The organism is Virgibacillus kekensis (assembly GCF_042654125.1).
In the GTDB taxonomy this organism is placed as follows: domain Bacteria; phylum Bacillota; class Bacilli; order Bacillales; family Amphibacillaceae; genus Lentibacillus; species Lentibacillus kekensis.
In genome coordinates, this window is the sequence record NZ_JBHSFU010000003.1 from 55,716 (window position 1) to 68,292 (window position 12,577).

Consider the following 12,577-nt stretch of genomic DNA (forward strand, 5'->3'; position numbering starts at 1 on the left):
TACCATGGTCCCTTTTCTCATTTTAATATGGGGGTGGTTTCAATTCCACTTATTGACAAATTAAAGATGCTTATAAAATTTTACGAAGAAGTATTGAATATGCCGCACCGTCAGGAAATTGCCCGGGAACTCCGTGATCAGGATGATCTTTTTCTTCTCATGCTTTACTCGGAGATGATTGGAATCCCCAACCCAGTTTATTACTACACACTTGAACTGTATCCGTATATGATTGAAAGTTTTCATGATTGGCATCTTCGGATGGGGATGGACAAGTCACCAATGACTGGTATTCGTTGCTGTTAAGCAGAAGAAGTTATGATGGTAAACATTAAAAAAGAGGAGTCTTACTATGCAGGTTCTTGAGAAAAAAATTATATTTGTCGGTGGGAAGGGTGGTGTCGGAAAATCCACCTCGGCTGCCGCTATCGCATGGAAAGCTGCAGACGAAGGGCATAATACCCTTCTGATCTCCACCGATCCTGCACACAACTTAGGAGATATTTTCAATCAGTCAATCGGTGGCAGAATTACAAGGGTTGCAGATAATCTTTCTGCTCTAGAGATAGATCCGGAGATTGAAACTGAAAATTATATTAAAGGTGTCAAGGAAAACATAAAAGGTGTAGTGCATTCCGGGATGGTGGAGGAGGTGCACAGGCAGCTGGATACCGCTAAAGCCTCACCGGGTGCAGATGAGGCAGCGTTATTTGATAAACTGATTTCTATTATTTTAGAGGAGAGCGAACGGTATGACAGGCTGATTTTCGATACAGCGCCGACAGGTCATACTATTAGACTCCTTTCACTTCCTGAACTGATGGGAGTCTGGATAGAAGGAATGCTGCAGAAACGTCAAAAAACAAATGAAAATTATACCCAGCTGTTAAATGATGGAGAACCTATTGAAGATCCAATTTACGAAGTTCTCAAAAAAAGGCAGGAACGTTTTTCCAAGGCAAGAGAAGTACTGCTCGATGGAGGAATAACAGGATTTATATTTGTTATGAATCCAGAACGTCTGCCGATACTGGAGACGAAGAAAGCAATCGAATTACTTGATAAATACCATCTTCATGTGAAAACATTAATTATAAATAAAATTCTTCCAGCTGAAGCAGATGGGGAGTTTCTAGGGCAGCGAAAAGAACATGAACAACAATATCTCAAAATGATTAATTCGAACTTTACTGGTCAGCAGCTTATTAAAGTGCCGTTATTTTCAAGTGATATAACTAGCAAAGGGCTGCTGAAACAATTCAGTGATTATTTTACGGAAGGATGAACCAGATGAAGGCACTCGTACATGAAGGAACTGAACTCAAAATTAAAGAAATGGAGGAACCTAAAGCAGGCAAAGGAGAGGTGATAGTCGCAATCAAGTCTGCAGGCCTTAATCGCAGGGATCTTTATATTCCCAATCGTCGAGGGGAAAATCCTGAGCCATTAATCCTTGGGTCTGATGCCGCTGGTGTTATCGAATCGGCAGGAGAGGGAGTATCCCATTTCTCTAAGGGTGATGAGGTTATCATAAATCCCGCGCTGCGTTGGTATGATAATAGCGATGCACCTCCTGAAGGCTTTGATATCCTGGGAATGCCAGACCATGGGACGTTCGCAGAAAAAATCGTTATATCGGCTGAGCAGGTGGAACATAAACCAAAGCATTTATCATGGGATGAAGCCGGAGTGCTGGCGTTGTCTGCTTTGACAGGTTATCGTGCATTGTTTACCAAGGGTCAGATTAAACGGGGAGAAACAGTGTTTATACCCGGGGCAGGAAGTGGAGTTGCCACTTATTTAATCCAATTTGCCAAAAATGTTGGTGCTAAAGTTATAGTTACTTCACGTAATGAAAACAAACGTAAGCAATCTGAATCACTGGGCGCTGATATAGCTCTTGATACCAATAGCGACTGGGGGAAAGAGCTCAAGGATGAGGAGATTGATTTGGTGATCGAGAGTGTCGGCAAGGCGACATTTAACCGTTCACTTGATGTACTGAAAAAAGGTGGCCGAATTGTCACATTCGGGGCAACCACGGAGGATGTTGTTGACCTTAATATCAGAAAGTTTTTCTATGGTCAATATCAGTTATTCGGTTCAACTATGGGTAGCAGACAGGAACTCAGGGCGATGCTAGAGCATCTTGAAAACTTTGATATGCATCCTGTTGTGGACAGTACCTTTTCACTGAATGATGCCAAGGAAGCAATGGATTATCTTGAGAAGAACAAACAGTTTGGAAAAATTGCTTTTACATTTGACCAATAAAATCCTGGCCTCCCAGCAAGTGCTGGGAGGCATTTCTTCATCTGCTTAACAGGGATAAAAAGGGGAGAATTAGAATAACGGCTACCACAAACACAACAGCTATTGAGCCAACTTTATTTTTGTCTTTCCAGAAGACAATCGCATGGCCGGCGGTATTCATAAACAGTATTACTGTTCCTCGTTCGCCAAGACCGCTCACTGCAGGGTCTCTTAGTCTCTTTTTTCTACAGGAGCCTATGCGTATTGCTTACACTTGTTGTCCATAACTTATAAGGGTTTGAGCAGCATGTTTCCAAGGGGCTTTCACTAAATTCTACATGACTCTCCCTACTGTACTTTGCGGTTTAAAGTGTAACGAAGGTTTGTTAGCATAAAATCTGAACTACCTAACTGATAAAGCAGTTCGAGTTTTTTATGACTTATACCCTTTTGTCCCAGCCTGTTAAGAATTACAGACCTTCACAAACCCGGCCATCACCCTCGCCGTCAAGGCGGTGAGAATCTGTTTCAGGACCGCCGGAAGCCTCGAAAAATGCCTGCGCTTCCCGCTGCGAGGTAAAATCGTCACAATCTCTATCCGGCCCCATTGGGTCATACTGTATTTCAGGTGGCTTTTCAGTGGATTTCATTTTCGGATTGAATCCTTCCTCCGTCACATAACCCTCAAGGCTCCATATATTCAGGTTCTGTTTCTGCGCTTTCTGTTCAATTTTCCTAAATTCTTCTACATATTTGTCATTCGGCGGATACACATATGCAACCCTTGCAAGCCCTTTGCGAAGGAGCAACTTGTTTACCATTTTACCCTCCTGCGTATATACATAAGCGAGCAGGCGATCATATTTATCACGTTTGTCAGTTCCATATTCCAGTCTAATTGACTTTGACTTGGAAAATGTTTCTTTTAAGAAATTACTGGCCGCTTTGCCATACGGCTGGACACTCAAGTCGGGGTGTTTTGTCTCCGGTGTGTCCACTAAAAGTAACCGAATATATTCTTCTTCGCCATTAATCTTGGTGAGAAGTGTATCACCATCGACTACACGAACAAGCTCCGCGCTTGGCGATCCCCCCGCTGAACACCCGGAAAGGATAATAGTAAATAATAAAAGTAGCTTTTTAGCCATCATAACAACTCCCCTCATGTATAAAGCAGTACCCATTATACATGAATAGGGAGCGATATTTCGATTATTTTAAATGGGGGTTGACCATGTTTATTGCTTGGTCGAGCTGCTTGCTGTTCCGCTCGTACATGACTTTGGCTTCCTGATTTTCCGTAGAAAGCGCAAACAACTCGAGGTCAGCCTGGCACTTCTTTAGTGTAGCCAGAAGAAGTGGTTTTTCGGAGGGGGAGGGAACAGCAATTTTATCGTCATATAAATCGACTGTCAGCTGACCATCACTGTCGACTTGTCCAAGAAAAACATTTTCCTTGCTTACGTTAAGTTTATCCAGTTCGGTTTCAAGCCAGTTAAGGTTTAACGATGCATTTGCAAGTGGTTCCAGTAATGGCTTTCCATCCATTATTACGGTCTGGACTTCTTTCTGGGGGGCTAATTTAAGGCCTATGTCCTTAGCGGTAAGGGGCTGGTTTTCTTTTTTGGGCATTACATTCAGTTTACCGGTTGGCTCAAGAACCGCAAATTCCACATCAGCTGCTTTGTATACTTGATTGTTGCGAAGTTCTTCGAGAAGGTCATCGGTAGTGAAGCGCTCTTTTTTTAGATTATCTTCCATGATCTTACCGTTTTGGATAAAAACAGTTCCTTTGCCTTGGGTAAAATCCCTGAACCATTTACTTCTGAGGGCTAAAAGTTCTACACCTGTAGGTACAAGGAACCAAATAAATAAGGCAATCAGCGAATAACCGAATTCGGTTGACAGGTCTGTAACATGAGTGGCTACAATACTACCGATAACAATGCCTGTTATATACTGAAAGATATCAAGCTGTGACATTTGCTTTTTACCAAGAAATTTGGTGATGAAAAACAATACAATAATTAGAACCAGTGAACGGATCGTTATCTCGAGCCAGCCCGGCATAGTACCATTCCTTTTAATCAGTTTTTATATTGGGGTTCTTCCTTTGACAAGTATATAACCTGGTTGCCTAAGTCTTCCTTAATTGAATTGATAATCTGTCGTGCATCCTGAAAGCACTTTTTTGCTTCAGGATTTTGTGTCTTATTCATCAATGATGACAAGGTTGCTTCCGCGCTTTTCAATGAAGAATAGCAGCCCTTGACCTGTGAACCTACCGTCATAATTATCTATCCTTTCGGTTTGAATAGTATTGCCCCGATAACCCCGAAAATAATCGCTGCTGAAATACCGGCACTGGTCACTTCGAACATTCCAGTTACAACACCAACCAGGCCATGTTTTTCAGCTTCATCCATCGCTCCGTGAACTAGAGAATTTCCGAAACTTGTGATTGGAACAGTAGCCCCTGCTCCAGCAAAATCAATCAGCGGTTCATACAGACCGAGCCCATCAAGTATAGCCCCGATTACCACCAGAATGCTTAAAGTCACACCAGGGTTTAATTTAAATACGTCGAACATGATTTGTCCGATTACGCAGATTAATCCTCCAACTACAAAAGCCCAGAAAAAAATCATGGTTCATCACTTCCCGATTCAATTGAAACTGCATGGGCAATACATGGTATAGGGTCCTTTTGTTGTACACTTAACGTGGAGTGCAGGGAACCTGTGGCAACTACCAGGATTCGTTTCAGCTTGTTTTCCTTCAACATATTGAGAAAATGCCCATAGACGACAACTGCTGAACAAGCAGAACCGCTGGCACCAGCTAGCACAGGCTGCCCCTCCCGGTAAATTGTAAGTCCGCAGTCCTTATATTTTGACAATGGGATATCTATATTCCTCTCTTTAAACAAATCAAGGGAAACTTCTCTGCCGATATGTCCAAGATCTCCAGTAATAATCAAATCATAAAAGGAGGGGTCAACATTACGCTCCCGCAAATGAGTTTCAATTGTATCTACTGCAGCAGGGGCCATAGCTCCCCCCATATTGAATGGGTCGGTCATCCCCATGTCGACTACTTTCCCTATGGTTGCCGAGGTTATTTTCGGACCATTCCCAGCTTTACCTACAAGGGCACAGCCAGCACCAGTCACTGTCCACTGAGAAGTGGGCGGTTTCTGGCCACCATATTCAGTCGGATATCTAAATTGCTTTTCTACCGCTGCATTATGGCTGGCACTGCCACTGAGAACATAGTCAGCACCATTGCCATTAACAAGAAAGGCTGAAAGAGCCAGACTTTCCATGGATGTTGCACAGGCACTGAATAGTCCAAAATAGGCGGAACCGAGCGTTTTTGCAGCAAAACTTGTCGGAGTAATCTGGTTGATTAAGTCACCGCTTATAAAGAATTGCACCTGCTCTTTCTCGATACTGCTGTTTTTTACAGCAATCTGGCACGCTTCTTCCATCATCGTCTGTTGTGCCTTTTCAAATGATGATTGTTTCAGCCACATATCATCATGCAGCAAATCGAAATCGTTAGGGATATTGCCATTGGCCTCAAAAGGTCCGCCAACTGTTCCTGTGGAAATGATGGCAGGTTTATTTTCAAATATCCAGGTGCGGTGTCCAACCAGCATTATAATCCACCCCATTTAATTACGACTGTTTTGATTATAGCGATAACAAACGCAGAAAATACTCCATAAACAATTACAGGTCCAGCCAGTTTAAACATATTCCCCCCGATACCAAGGATGAATCCTTCGGTGCGGTGTTCAATCGCTGCGGAGATTACAGCATTGCCAAACCCTGTAACGGGAACCGCAGAGCCTGCCCCGGCAAACTGGCCAATACGATCATACACTCCGAAGCCGGTTAAAAACATCGTGATAAAAATCAGTGTGGCAACTGTTGGATTCCCTACTGTCTGTTCGGTGAAATCAAAGAAATAAATGTACAATGTAGAGATGATCTGGCCGATAAAGCAAATAAATCCACCGATGAAAAATGCTTTCACGCAATTGAATAAAATGGGGCGCTTTACTTCTCGTTTTTGCTGGAACGCCTGATACTGCTGGGCACTTGGCGGTAACTTTTTCTTTTTCTTATCTGCCATTTGCTTGCTCCTCATTTCCTAGGTTTGTTCTTTCATCAGTTTAACCAGATGTTTCACTTCTTTTTTCAGTTTATCTTTTGATATATCCTTTTCTTCTATTCTTTTTTCCAATTTATTTAATTCAATTACTATTTTTTTGTCTGTGGAGAATTCCACTTTATAGTCGGGAAATTCCTTGGATATTTCCTTTTTAAGGTTTTTACGGATTTTTGCCAGCCTAAATCGTTTGTTATGGTGAAGTTCAACCGTTATAAGCAGGATTTTATCCGTGTTTACGGCATTAATGTTCGTGATTTCATCATGTTTACGTAGTCGTTCTTTTGCTGCATTTGCTGCAGACTGACTGATTTCATTGTTTTTTGCTGCGATATTTGTATAATTCACATCGTCATTTTTTTGTGTAGTATCATTATCTGTTGTGCAGGCAGTCAGAAGTATAATTAATCCGATTATAAAAAATATCCGGTAACTACTCATATGTTTATCCTCCAGAATAGGAAGGCTGGAAGAGAGCACCCAGCCTTTTGATGTACGTTTGTTTATATATGGATTTTTCATGTGGCTTGTACAGGAGTTTTCGTCTTCCTGACTAATCTAAAAACCTTGATATTGTGGCTCTTCGCCTTCAATCTGTGTTACCCGGGGTTCTACACTATCAAGTATTGCCTGAGTTTGTTGTGCAGCGTCTTCGTAAACCTGCTTAGCCTGTTTATTTTCGGTTTGTAGTGCAAATTGCTCAAAACTGGCTTGTGCACTTTTCAACCCTGCAATTGTCTGTTTTACCTGACTGGAAACAGTCATTTAAAAACCTCCTTCGATAGGACTTCACTATTATAGTTGTAATTCAACCCTGGTATTATACTTACTATTTTTTACCTATTTGGTTAAATTTTTGGAAACCTTTTGACGGGTTCATTCGTCTTATTATTAAGAATGGGGGATATATGTATGAGAAGGAGTTTAGTTGTACTTTTTCTACTGTCTGTATGCCTGATTGGATCGCTGTACTGGTTTTATGGACGGGCAGGGACGGAACTTGCGGCAAAGAAGACCGTGAATGTAGAAGAGGACGATTTCGTTTTACATATTCACGTGGAGAATGATGATAGCGGTTTTCAGGTTTACAGGTCGCTTCAGTATCTAGGGCAGGGGAAGGTAGAGATTACTCATCGTACTCCGCTGATTTCTGTTTCTTTTAAACAAAAAAATCACGACTACACAGGTAGTAATGTGACAGAGGTCTTAGATAATGGGCGAAGTTATTATCCTCAGGGACCGGTTAGTTTCGAATCTCCGGAGCAGGGGACGTATAAATTATATTGTGAAACCAGATTTACCGTTAATGGGGAGAAGGTAAGGATCAATCTAGAGGAAACACTGGCATTTCAATAAAACAAGCATCCCGAACATAGCGGGATGCTGTTGTATTTGTAGTTATAATCGGTTAAGTTTCTTATCTTTCACAAAATCTGTTACTTCCATTCTAATTGCTTTCTTATATTTACGAATCATCTGATCTGACCATGAGTCGGTGCGCTTATTTTCTGTTCTTGTCTGGTAATAGTTATTAAGCTGTTGATTAAATGCATCAATCTTTTGCTGCTTGGATTCGTCGTATTGCTGATAGGTGTTTTCGTGCAATACGACTTCAATTGGAAGACGTGGTTTTTTTTCAGGCTGTTCATCAGGATAACCAAGAGCCATTCCAAACAATGGTACAACATATTCCGGAAGCTTTAATAAATTATTTACTTGTTGGATATCATTTCGGAGACTGCCTATAAAACATACTCCCAGGCCGATGGATTCCGCAGCAATTACAGTATTTTGGGCGACAAGCGCTGTGTCCACAGTTGCTACGATAAATTGCTCCGTGCTCTGCAATGACTTTTCCATCTCTTTCAGTTCTTCATGTGATGCCTGGCTTGCAATTCTGTTCAAATCGGCACAAAAGACTAAAAAATGGCCGTTCTCTGCAACATACTCCTGTCCCGAAATTTCCTTTAAATCTCTTTTTAGCTGAGGATCGGTAACGCTGATTACAGAGTAGGCCATTACATAACTTGATGTGGACGCCTGCATAGCTGCTTCAATTATGATTTTTATTTTCTCCGGTTGAACATTCTTATTTTTAAATTTTCGAATTGATCTATGATTACTTATTATGTCAATGGTTTCTTTCATTTTCTGAATCTCCTTCATCAATCATTGAGTGTAAATAAAACTTCCTCTGTTGGTTTTCCATTTTTCTGCCATCGCTTAAAACTTTCCGGGGTTGGTTCCATTAATGCCGGTTGCAGCGCGGTAATTGTCTCATTATCTGCCCAGTCTGCAGTGACCGTCTGCCACTCGAAATCCAATCGATTATTATCATCTGTCTCGTTTTTTATCGAAGCCATTTCCCAGTTTTCCAGATCAATGACGGCAATATCAGAAAAAGGAACCGATAGATTTTTCTGTTCCCGGTTAAAATGGAACATAATACGGTTATTTTCAGGAGAAACTTCAGTTTCTACTAATTTAGCCATATCGGCCACAAGGTATGCCTGGCTTTTATCGGCTGCCTGATTCATGAAAAGGTAGGAACATAAATCATTATCACACGAAAATTCGAGCAGGTAATACTCCCTTTCATTCGCACTTACCGGCTTCATATTCATTTCGCGGATAGTCTGTTCGCGATTCGGGGATGCTATAAGATAGGCATTTAAAATAGGGACCATTTCCAGATTAATCATAAGTTGTTCATCTGGCAGTGTGAATTTGATGAACTGATTTACTTCCTCTTTGTCTTTATCTTCCTGTTCAACAATTTCAGGATTCTGCTGCGGGTCTTTTGGTGGGGATTCATTTTTCATTATTGTCTGCTCATTTGCGCATGCCACCAGGAAAAGCATCAATCCCAATACCATCGTTCGTTTAAACATTTCATTGCCCCCCAGGTTGAATTAATCTCATTATACTAAAAATGAAAACTTTATTGAAACCTTATTCACCATAAAAGAAGGCACTTTTCATATTTTTTTCTGCTCTTCAACTCTCATAGTTGATATTAACGTGGTTTATAGTTTTTGGGCCTACAACAACAATCCTTTTAAAACAGTCTGAAAGAAAAAACACCACGGGTCCGTGATGTTTTGAGGGAAAAGGTATTATATATTTTTATTATCGCGTTGTTCTTCAACATCCCCATGTGATAGATAGTCTTCCTTGAGATTTTCCTCTTCTTTTCTGGTTAGTGAGGCGTCTTTATTGGGATTTTTCCCCTTGCTTTTTAGGGCAATGATCAGGAAGAAAATAACCGCTACAATTAAGGTTATAAAAATCCATTCCATTATGGTAGCCTCCTTTTTTGAACTCCTTAGACTAAATAACCACTGAGGCACCATCCTGTACTTTATGGAAAGTTCGCTGTTCGGCTTTCTTAACCTGGTTTTCCAGTAATTGTTCAAGTTCATTGTAGGCTTCTTCGGCATTAGGACCGTCGACAATGATGACAATCTGATCCGTTTCAGGTGTCAGAAAGAAGAATGAAAGTAATTTTGGCAGGTTGGCAGCGTCTGCGATTGCGTTTTCACGATATAGATAAAAGGTACAGTCACTTAGGGAAGCAAATTGATGAAGTTCTACGATGTCGTGTGTAGACAATGTCTGGGTTAATTGAATCTTGTATGATGATATTTCTGTCAAACCAATCACCTCATTTGTATAATTTTTGAAATGCTAGGTTTTTTTCTGGTGTCTGTAACTAAATACCCAGTGAATAAAATTCTGAAACATTTAAGGTTTAAGAGGTTGCCAGATTATCAATCAACGGCAATTTTTGTTAAACTGAATTTATAACGATTGACTGAAGGAAGGTATGATTTGTATGGTGGAGAGACGCAGACCAATACCGGTTCAGGAAGCGATTGACCATGTGTGGGATCACCGGCTTCCGGGAGAAACGGAAGTGGTTTCAATAAATAAATCTGATCACAGGCGACTGGCTGACGATATTATTGCAACTAATCCTGTCCCATCGTTTGATAAGTCTCCGTATGACGGTTTTGCACTTTCTTCTGCAGATACGGATAGAGGGGGAAGGAACAACCCCGTTGAATTTGAAATTGTCGAACATATCGGAGCTGGACGGGTTCCTTCAGTAAAACTGAAAAAGGGTCAAGCCACTCGAATAATGACCGGTGCCATGATTCCCGCTGGTGCCGATTGCGTTGCAATGTTTGAGATATGCCAGGAATTTGAAAAAGATGGCAAGCCTTATATATCAATTAAACGGGAAATGTCTTCAGGGCAGAATGTAATACCGAAAGGGTCCGAAATAAAAGAAGGCGAGAAGCTGATAAACAGGGGTACACTTATTAACCCCGGCGTTAAAGCGCTTCTAGCCACTTTTGGCTATAGTAAGGTTAAAGTTACTAAAAAACCACTGGTAGGGATTATAGCTACCGGAACCGAACTGCTTGAGGTGGAAGAAGAACTGCAGCCAGGTAAAATAAGAAACTCGAATGCATACATGATTGAGTCGCAGATTATCCGTGCCGGAGCGGAATATAAATACTTCGGCAAGTTGGCTGATGAGTTGGAACCAAGCTTTCAAGCGGTCGAGGATGCATTGAACGAAGTAGATATACTTATTACAACCGGCGGGGTTTCTGTTGGTGATTATGATTTAATGCCTGATATTTATGATAAACTCGGTGCAGAAGTGCTGTTTAATAAGATTGCAATGCGTCCTGGCAGTGTAACTACGGTTGCAGCCAGGGGAAATCAACTGCTATTTGGGCTTTCAGGTAATCCTTCCGCATGTTATGTGGGATTTGAACTGTTTGTCCGTCCCATTTTAAACCACCTCCTGGGGAACAAGAAGCCTTTTCTGAAACGGGTTAATGCAGTGCTTGGCGACGATTTTCCGAAACCAAACCCGTTTACACGGTTTGTCCGTAGTTATTTAACGTTTGAAAACAGTATTATCTATGCAAAGCTTGCTGGTATTGATAAATCGAACGTTGTTTCATCACTTGCACATTCCACATCTTTGTTGGTGCTTCCAGGCGGTACCCGTGGATTCAAGCCAGGGGACGAAGTGGAAGTTCTACTTTTAGATAATGAACAGGGCCAGGAACAGTTTTATTAAATCTGAAGGAGAGGTAATATTGCAAAATGAAGTTGAACCAATCAAGGATCAGTTTGGTAGAGTGTTAAAAGACCTCCGGATATCTGTGATAGATAAATGTAATTTCAGGTGCACATACTGCATGCCGAAGGAAATATTCGGTGAGGATTATGTCTTTTTGTCTGAAAAAGAACTACTCAGTTTCGATGAAATTGTACGTCTCGCAAAAACATTTGCAAAGGCAGGAGTCGAGAAGATCCGTATTACAGGTGGGGAGCCGCTTATGCGAAAAGATTTGGATAAACTAATTTCCCGTCTGTCTGAAATTCCAGGGATTAATGATATTGCTCTCACAACTAATGCAGTATTTCTTCCCAAAAAAGCACATAAACTCAAAGAAGCTGGCCTTAAACGTGTGAACATCAGCTTGGACGCGATAGAAGACGAGGTATTTACCCAGATAAACGGCAAGGGTGTAGTCGCAAAACCTGTATTGAAAGGGATTGAAGCTGCACAGAAAGCCGGCTTGAAAATAAAAATAAATATGGTTGTCAAAAAAGGGATGAACGAGTCACAGATTCTTCCGATGGCCCGCTATTTTAAAGGGAAAGATATCATACTTCGCTATATTGAATTCATGGATGTGGGGAACCATAACGGCTGGAACTTTAACAATGTAATCTCCAAAAAACAAATCATTGATACCATAAATGAAGAGATGCCACTAGAACCTGCGGAAGAGAATTATTATGGTGAGGTGGCTTCTCGCTACCGTTATAAAGACGGGGAAGGAGAAATAGGCGTTATATCCTCGGTTACGGACTCATTCTGTGGGACTTGTACAAGGATTCGTCTTTCAGCGGATGGCAAGCTATATACATGTCTGTTCGCATCAGGTGGATATGATGTGAGGGAACGACTGCGTGACGATATATCTGACTCGCAGCTTGAAGAAGAAATCACCGGGATTTGGGGAAGAAGAACCGATCGTTACTCCGATGAGCGTTCAGAAAATAAACATAAAAACCGCCGTAAAATCGAAATGTCCTATATTGGTGGATAGGAAAA

Annotated in this window: 19 protein-coding genes; 6 read left to right on the plus strand and 13 right to left on the minus strand. The window is 41.3% G+C overall.

Annotated features, from left to right (window positions below; genetic code table 11):
• Positions 1 to 27 precede the first annotated feature (27 nt).
• From ACFO3D_RS01625 to ACFO3D_RS01635, 3 genes are read left to right on the plus strand one after another with little or no spacing between them, the layout of a single operon-like run.
• Positions 28 to 306, plus strand: a complete 279-nt coding sequence (locus ACFO3D_RS01625) for a cory-CC-star protein (RefSeq protein WP_390293397.1) — start codon at positions 28 to 30, stop codon at positions 304 to 306.
• 46 nt (positions 307 to 352) lie between these two features.
• Positions 353 to 1,285 (plus strand): ArsA family ATPase, encoded by a 933-nt coding sequence (locus ACFO3D_RS01630; protein ID WP_390292843.1) that lies wholly within the window; start codon positions 353 to 355, stop codon positions 1,283 to 1,285.
• 5 nt (positions 1,286 to 1,290) lie between these two features.
• The gene (locus ACFO3D_RS01635; RefSeq protein ID WP_390292845.1) at positions 1,291 to 2,274 is read left to right on the plus strand and encodes a zinc-binding dehydrogenase; all 984 of its coding nucleotides are present in this window, start codon (positions 1,291 to 1,293) and stop codon (positions 2,272 to 2,274) included.
• Positions 2,275 to 2,311: 37 nt separating this feature from the next.
• On the opposite strand, the gene ACFO3D_RS01640 is transcribed toward ACFO3D_RS01635, so the two are convergent.
• The 9 genes from ACFO3D_RS01640 to ACFO3D_RS01680 all read right to left on the minus strand — a co-directional run bounded on the left by ACFO3D_RS01640 (position 2,312) and on the right by ACFO3D_RS01680 (position 7,194).
• Positions 2,312 to 2,473, minus strand: a complete 162-nt coding sequence (locus ACFO3D_RS01640) for a hypothetical protein (RefSeq protein ID WP_390292846.1) — start codon at positions 2,471 to 2,473, stop codon at positions 2,312 to 2,314.
• Between the two features lie 250 nt (positions 2,474 to 2,723).
• Positions 2,724 to 3,401: a thermonuclease family protein gene (locus ACFO3D_RS01645; RefSeq protein WP_390292847.1), complete on the minus strand. Its 678-nt coding sequence runs from the start codon at positions 3,399 to 3,401 to the stop codon at positions 2,724 to 2,726.
• Between the two features lie 64 nt (positions 3,402 to 3,465).
• Positions 3,466 to 4,323 carry a DUF421 domain-containing protein gene (locus tag ACFO3D_RS01650; RefSeq protein WP_390292848.1) on the minus strand — a complete coding sequence of 286 codons (858 nt, stop codon included), beginning with the start codon at positions 4,321 to 4,323 and terminating at the stop codon, positions 3,466 to 3,468.
• Positions 4,324 to 4,340: 17 nt separating this feature from the next.
• A complete protein-coding gene (locus ACFO3D_RS01655) occupies positions 4,341 to 4,544 on the minus strand; it encodes a DUF1657 domain-containing protein (RefSeq protein WP_390292849.1) in 204 nt (67 codons plus the stop codon).
• 6 nt (positions 4,545 to 4,550) lie between these two features.
• Positions 4,551 to 4,901 (minus strand): stage V sporulation protein AE, encoded by a 351-nt coding sequence (gene spoVAE, locus ACFO3D_RS01660; RefSeq protein WP_390292850.1) that lies wholly within the window; start codon positions 4,899 to 4,901, stop codon positions 4,551 to 4,553.
• Complete coding sequence (gene spoVAD / locus ACFO3D_RS01665) at positions 4,898 to 5,914, minus strand: stage V sporulation protein AD (protein ID WP_390292851.1); 1,017 nt, start codon at positions 5,912 to 5,914, stop codon at positions 4,898 to 4,900. Before spoVAD ends, spoVAE begins: the two co-directional genes overlap by 4 nt.
• Positions 5,914 to 6,393, minus strand: coding sequence for a stage V sporulation protein AC (gene spoVAC, locus ACFO3D_RS01670; RefSeq protein ID WP_390292852.1), 480 nt, complete (start codon positions 6,391 to 6,393; stop codon positions 5,914 to 5,916). The genes spoVAD and spoVAC overlap by 1 nt, the downstream gene beginning before the upstream one ends.
• An 18-nt stretch (positions 6,394 to 6,411) precedes the next feature.
• On the minus strand, positions 6,412 to 6,870 hold the full coding sequence (locus ACFO3D_RS01675) for a hypothetical protein (RefSeq protein ID WP_390292853.1): 459 nt from the start codon (positions 6,868 to 6,870) through the stop codon (positions 6,412 to 6,414).
• 117 nt (positions 6,871 to 6,987) lie between these two features.
• A complete protein-coding gene (locus ACFO3D_RS01680; RefSeq protein WP_390292854.1) occupies positions 6,988 to 7,194 on the minus strand; it encodes a DUF1657 domain-containing protein in 207 nt (68 codons plus the stop codon).
• 147 nt (positions 7,195 to 7,341) lie between these two features.
• Between ACFO3D_RS01680 and ACFO3D_RS01685 the strand changes: the two genes are divergently transcribed.
• Positions 7,342 to 7,785 (plus strand): hypothetical protein, encoded by a 444-nt coding sequence (locus tag ACFO3D_RS01685; RefSeq protein ID WP_390292855.1) that lies wholly within the window; start codon positions 7,342 to 7,344, stop codon positions 7,783 to 7,785.
• A gap of 42 nt (positions 7,786 to 7,827) precedes the next feature.
• Here ACFO3D_RS01685 and nfsA read toward each other — a convergent pair whose 3' ends face one another.
• The 4 genes from nfsA to ACFO3D_RS01705 all read right to left on the minus strand — a co-directional run bounded on the left by nfsA (position 7,828) and on the right by ACFO3D_RS01705 (position 10,083).
• A complete protein-coding gene (nfsA, locus tag ACFO3D_RS01690) occupies positions 7,828 to 8,577 on the minus strand; it encodes an oxygen-insensitive NADPH nitroreductase (RefSeq protein ID WP_390292856.1) in 750 nt (249 codons plus the stop codon).
• 17 nt (positions 8,578 to 8,594) lie between these two features.
• On the minus strand, positions 8,595 to 9,320 hold the full coding sequence (locus ACFO3D_RS01695) for a hypothetical protein (RefSeq protein ID WP_390292857.1): 726 nt from the start codon (positions 9,318 to 9,320) through the stop codon (positions 8,595 to 8,597).
• 225 nt (positions 9,321 to 9,545) lie between these two features.
• On the minus strand, positions 9,546 to 9,728 hold the full coding sequence (locus tag ACFO3D_RS01700; protein WP_390292858.1) for a hypothetical protein: 183 nt from the start codon (positions 9,726 to 9,728) through the stop codon (positions 9,546 to 9,548).
• 31 nt (positions 9,729 to 9,759) lie between these two features.
• A complete protein-coding gene (locus ACFO3D_RS01705) occupies positions 9,760 to 10,083 on the minus strand; it encodes an HPr family phosphocarrier protein (RefSeq protein ID WP_390292859.1) in 324 nt (107 codons plus the stop codon).
• Between the two features lie 181 nt (positions 10,084 to 10,264).
• On the opposite strand from ACFO3D_RS01705, the gene ACFO3D_RS01710 reads away from it, so the two are divergent.
• The gene (locus ACFO3D_RS01710) at positions 10,265 to 11,530 is read left to right on the plus strand and encodes a molybdopterin molybdotransferase MoeA (protein WP_390292860.1); all 1,266 of its coding nucleotides are present in this window, start codon (positions 10,265 to 10,267) and stop codon (positions 11,528 to 11,530) included.
• Positions 11,531 to 11,549: 19 nt separating this feature from the next.
• Positions 11,550 to 12,572 carry a GTP 3',8-cyclase MoaA gene (moaA, locus tag ACFO3D_RS01715; RefSeq protein ID WP_390292861.1) on the plus strand — a complete coding sequence of 341 codons (1,023 nt, stop codon included), beginning with the start codon at positions 11,550 to 11,552 and terminating at the stop codon, positions 12,570 to 12,572.
• Positions 12,573 to 12,577 lie beyond the last annotated feature (5 nt).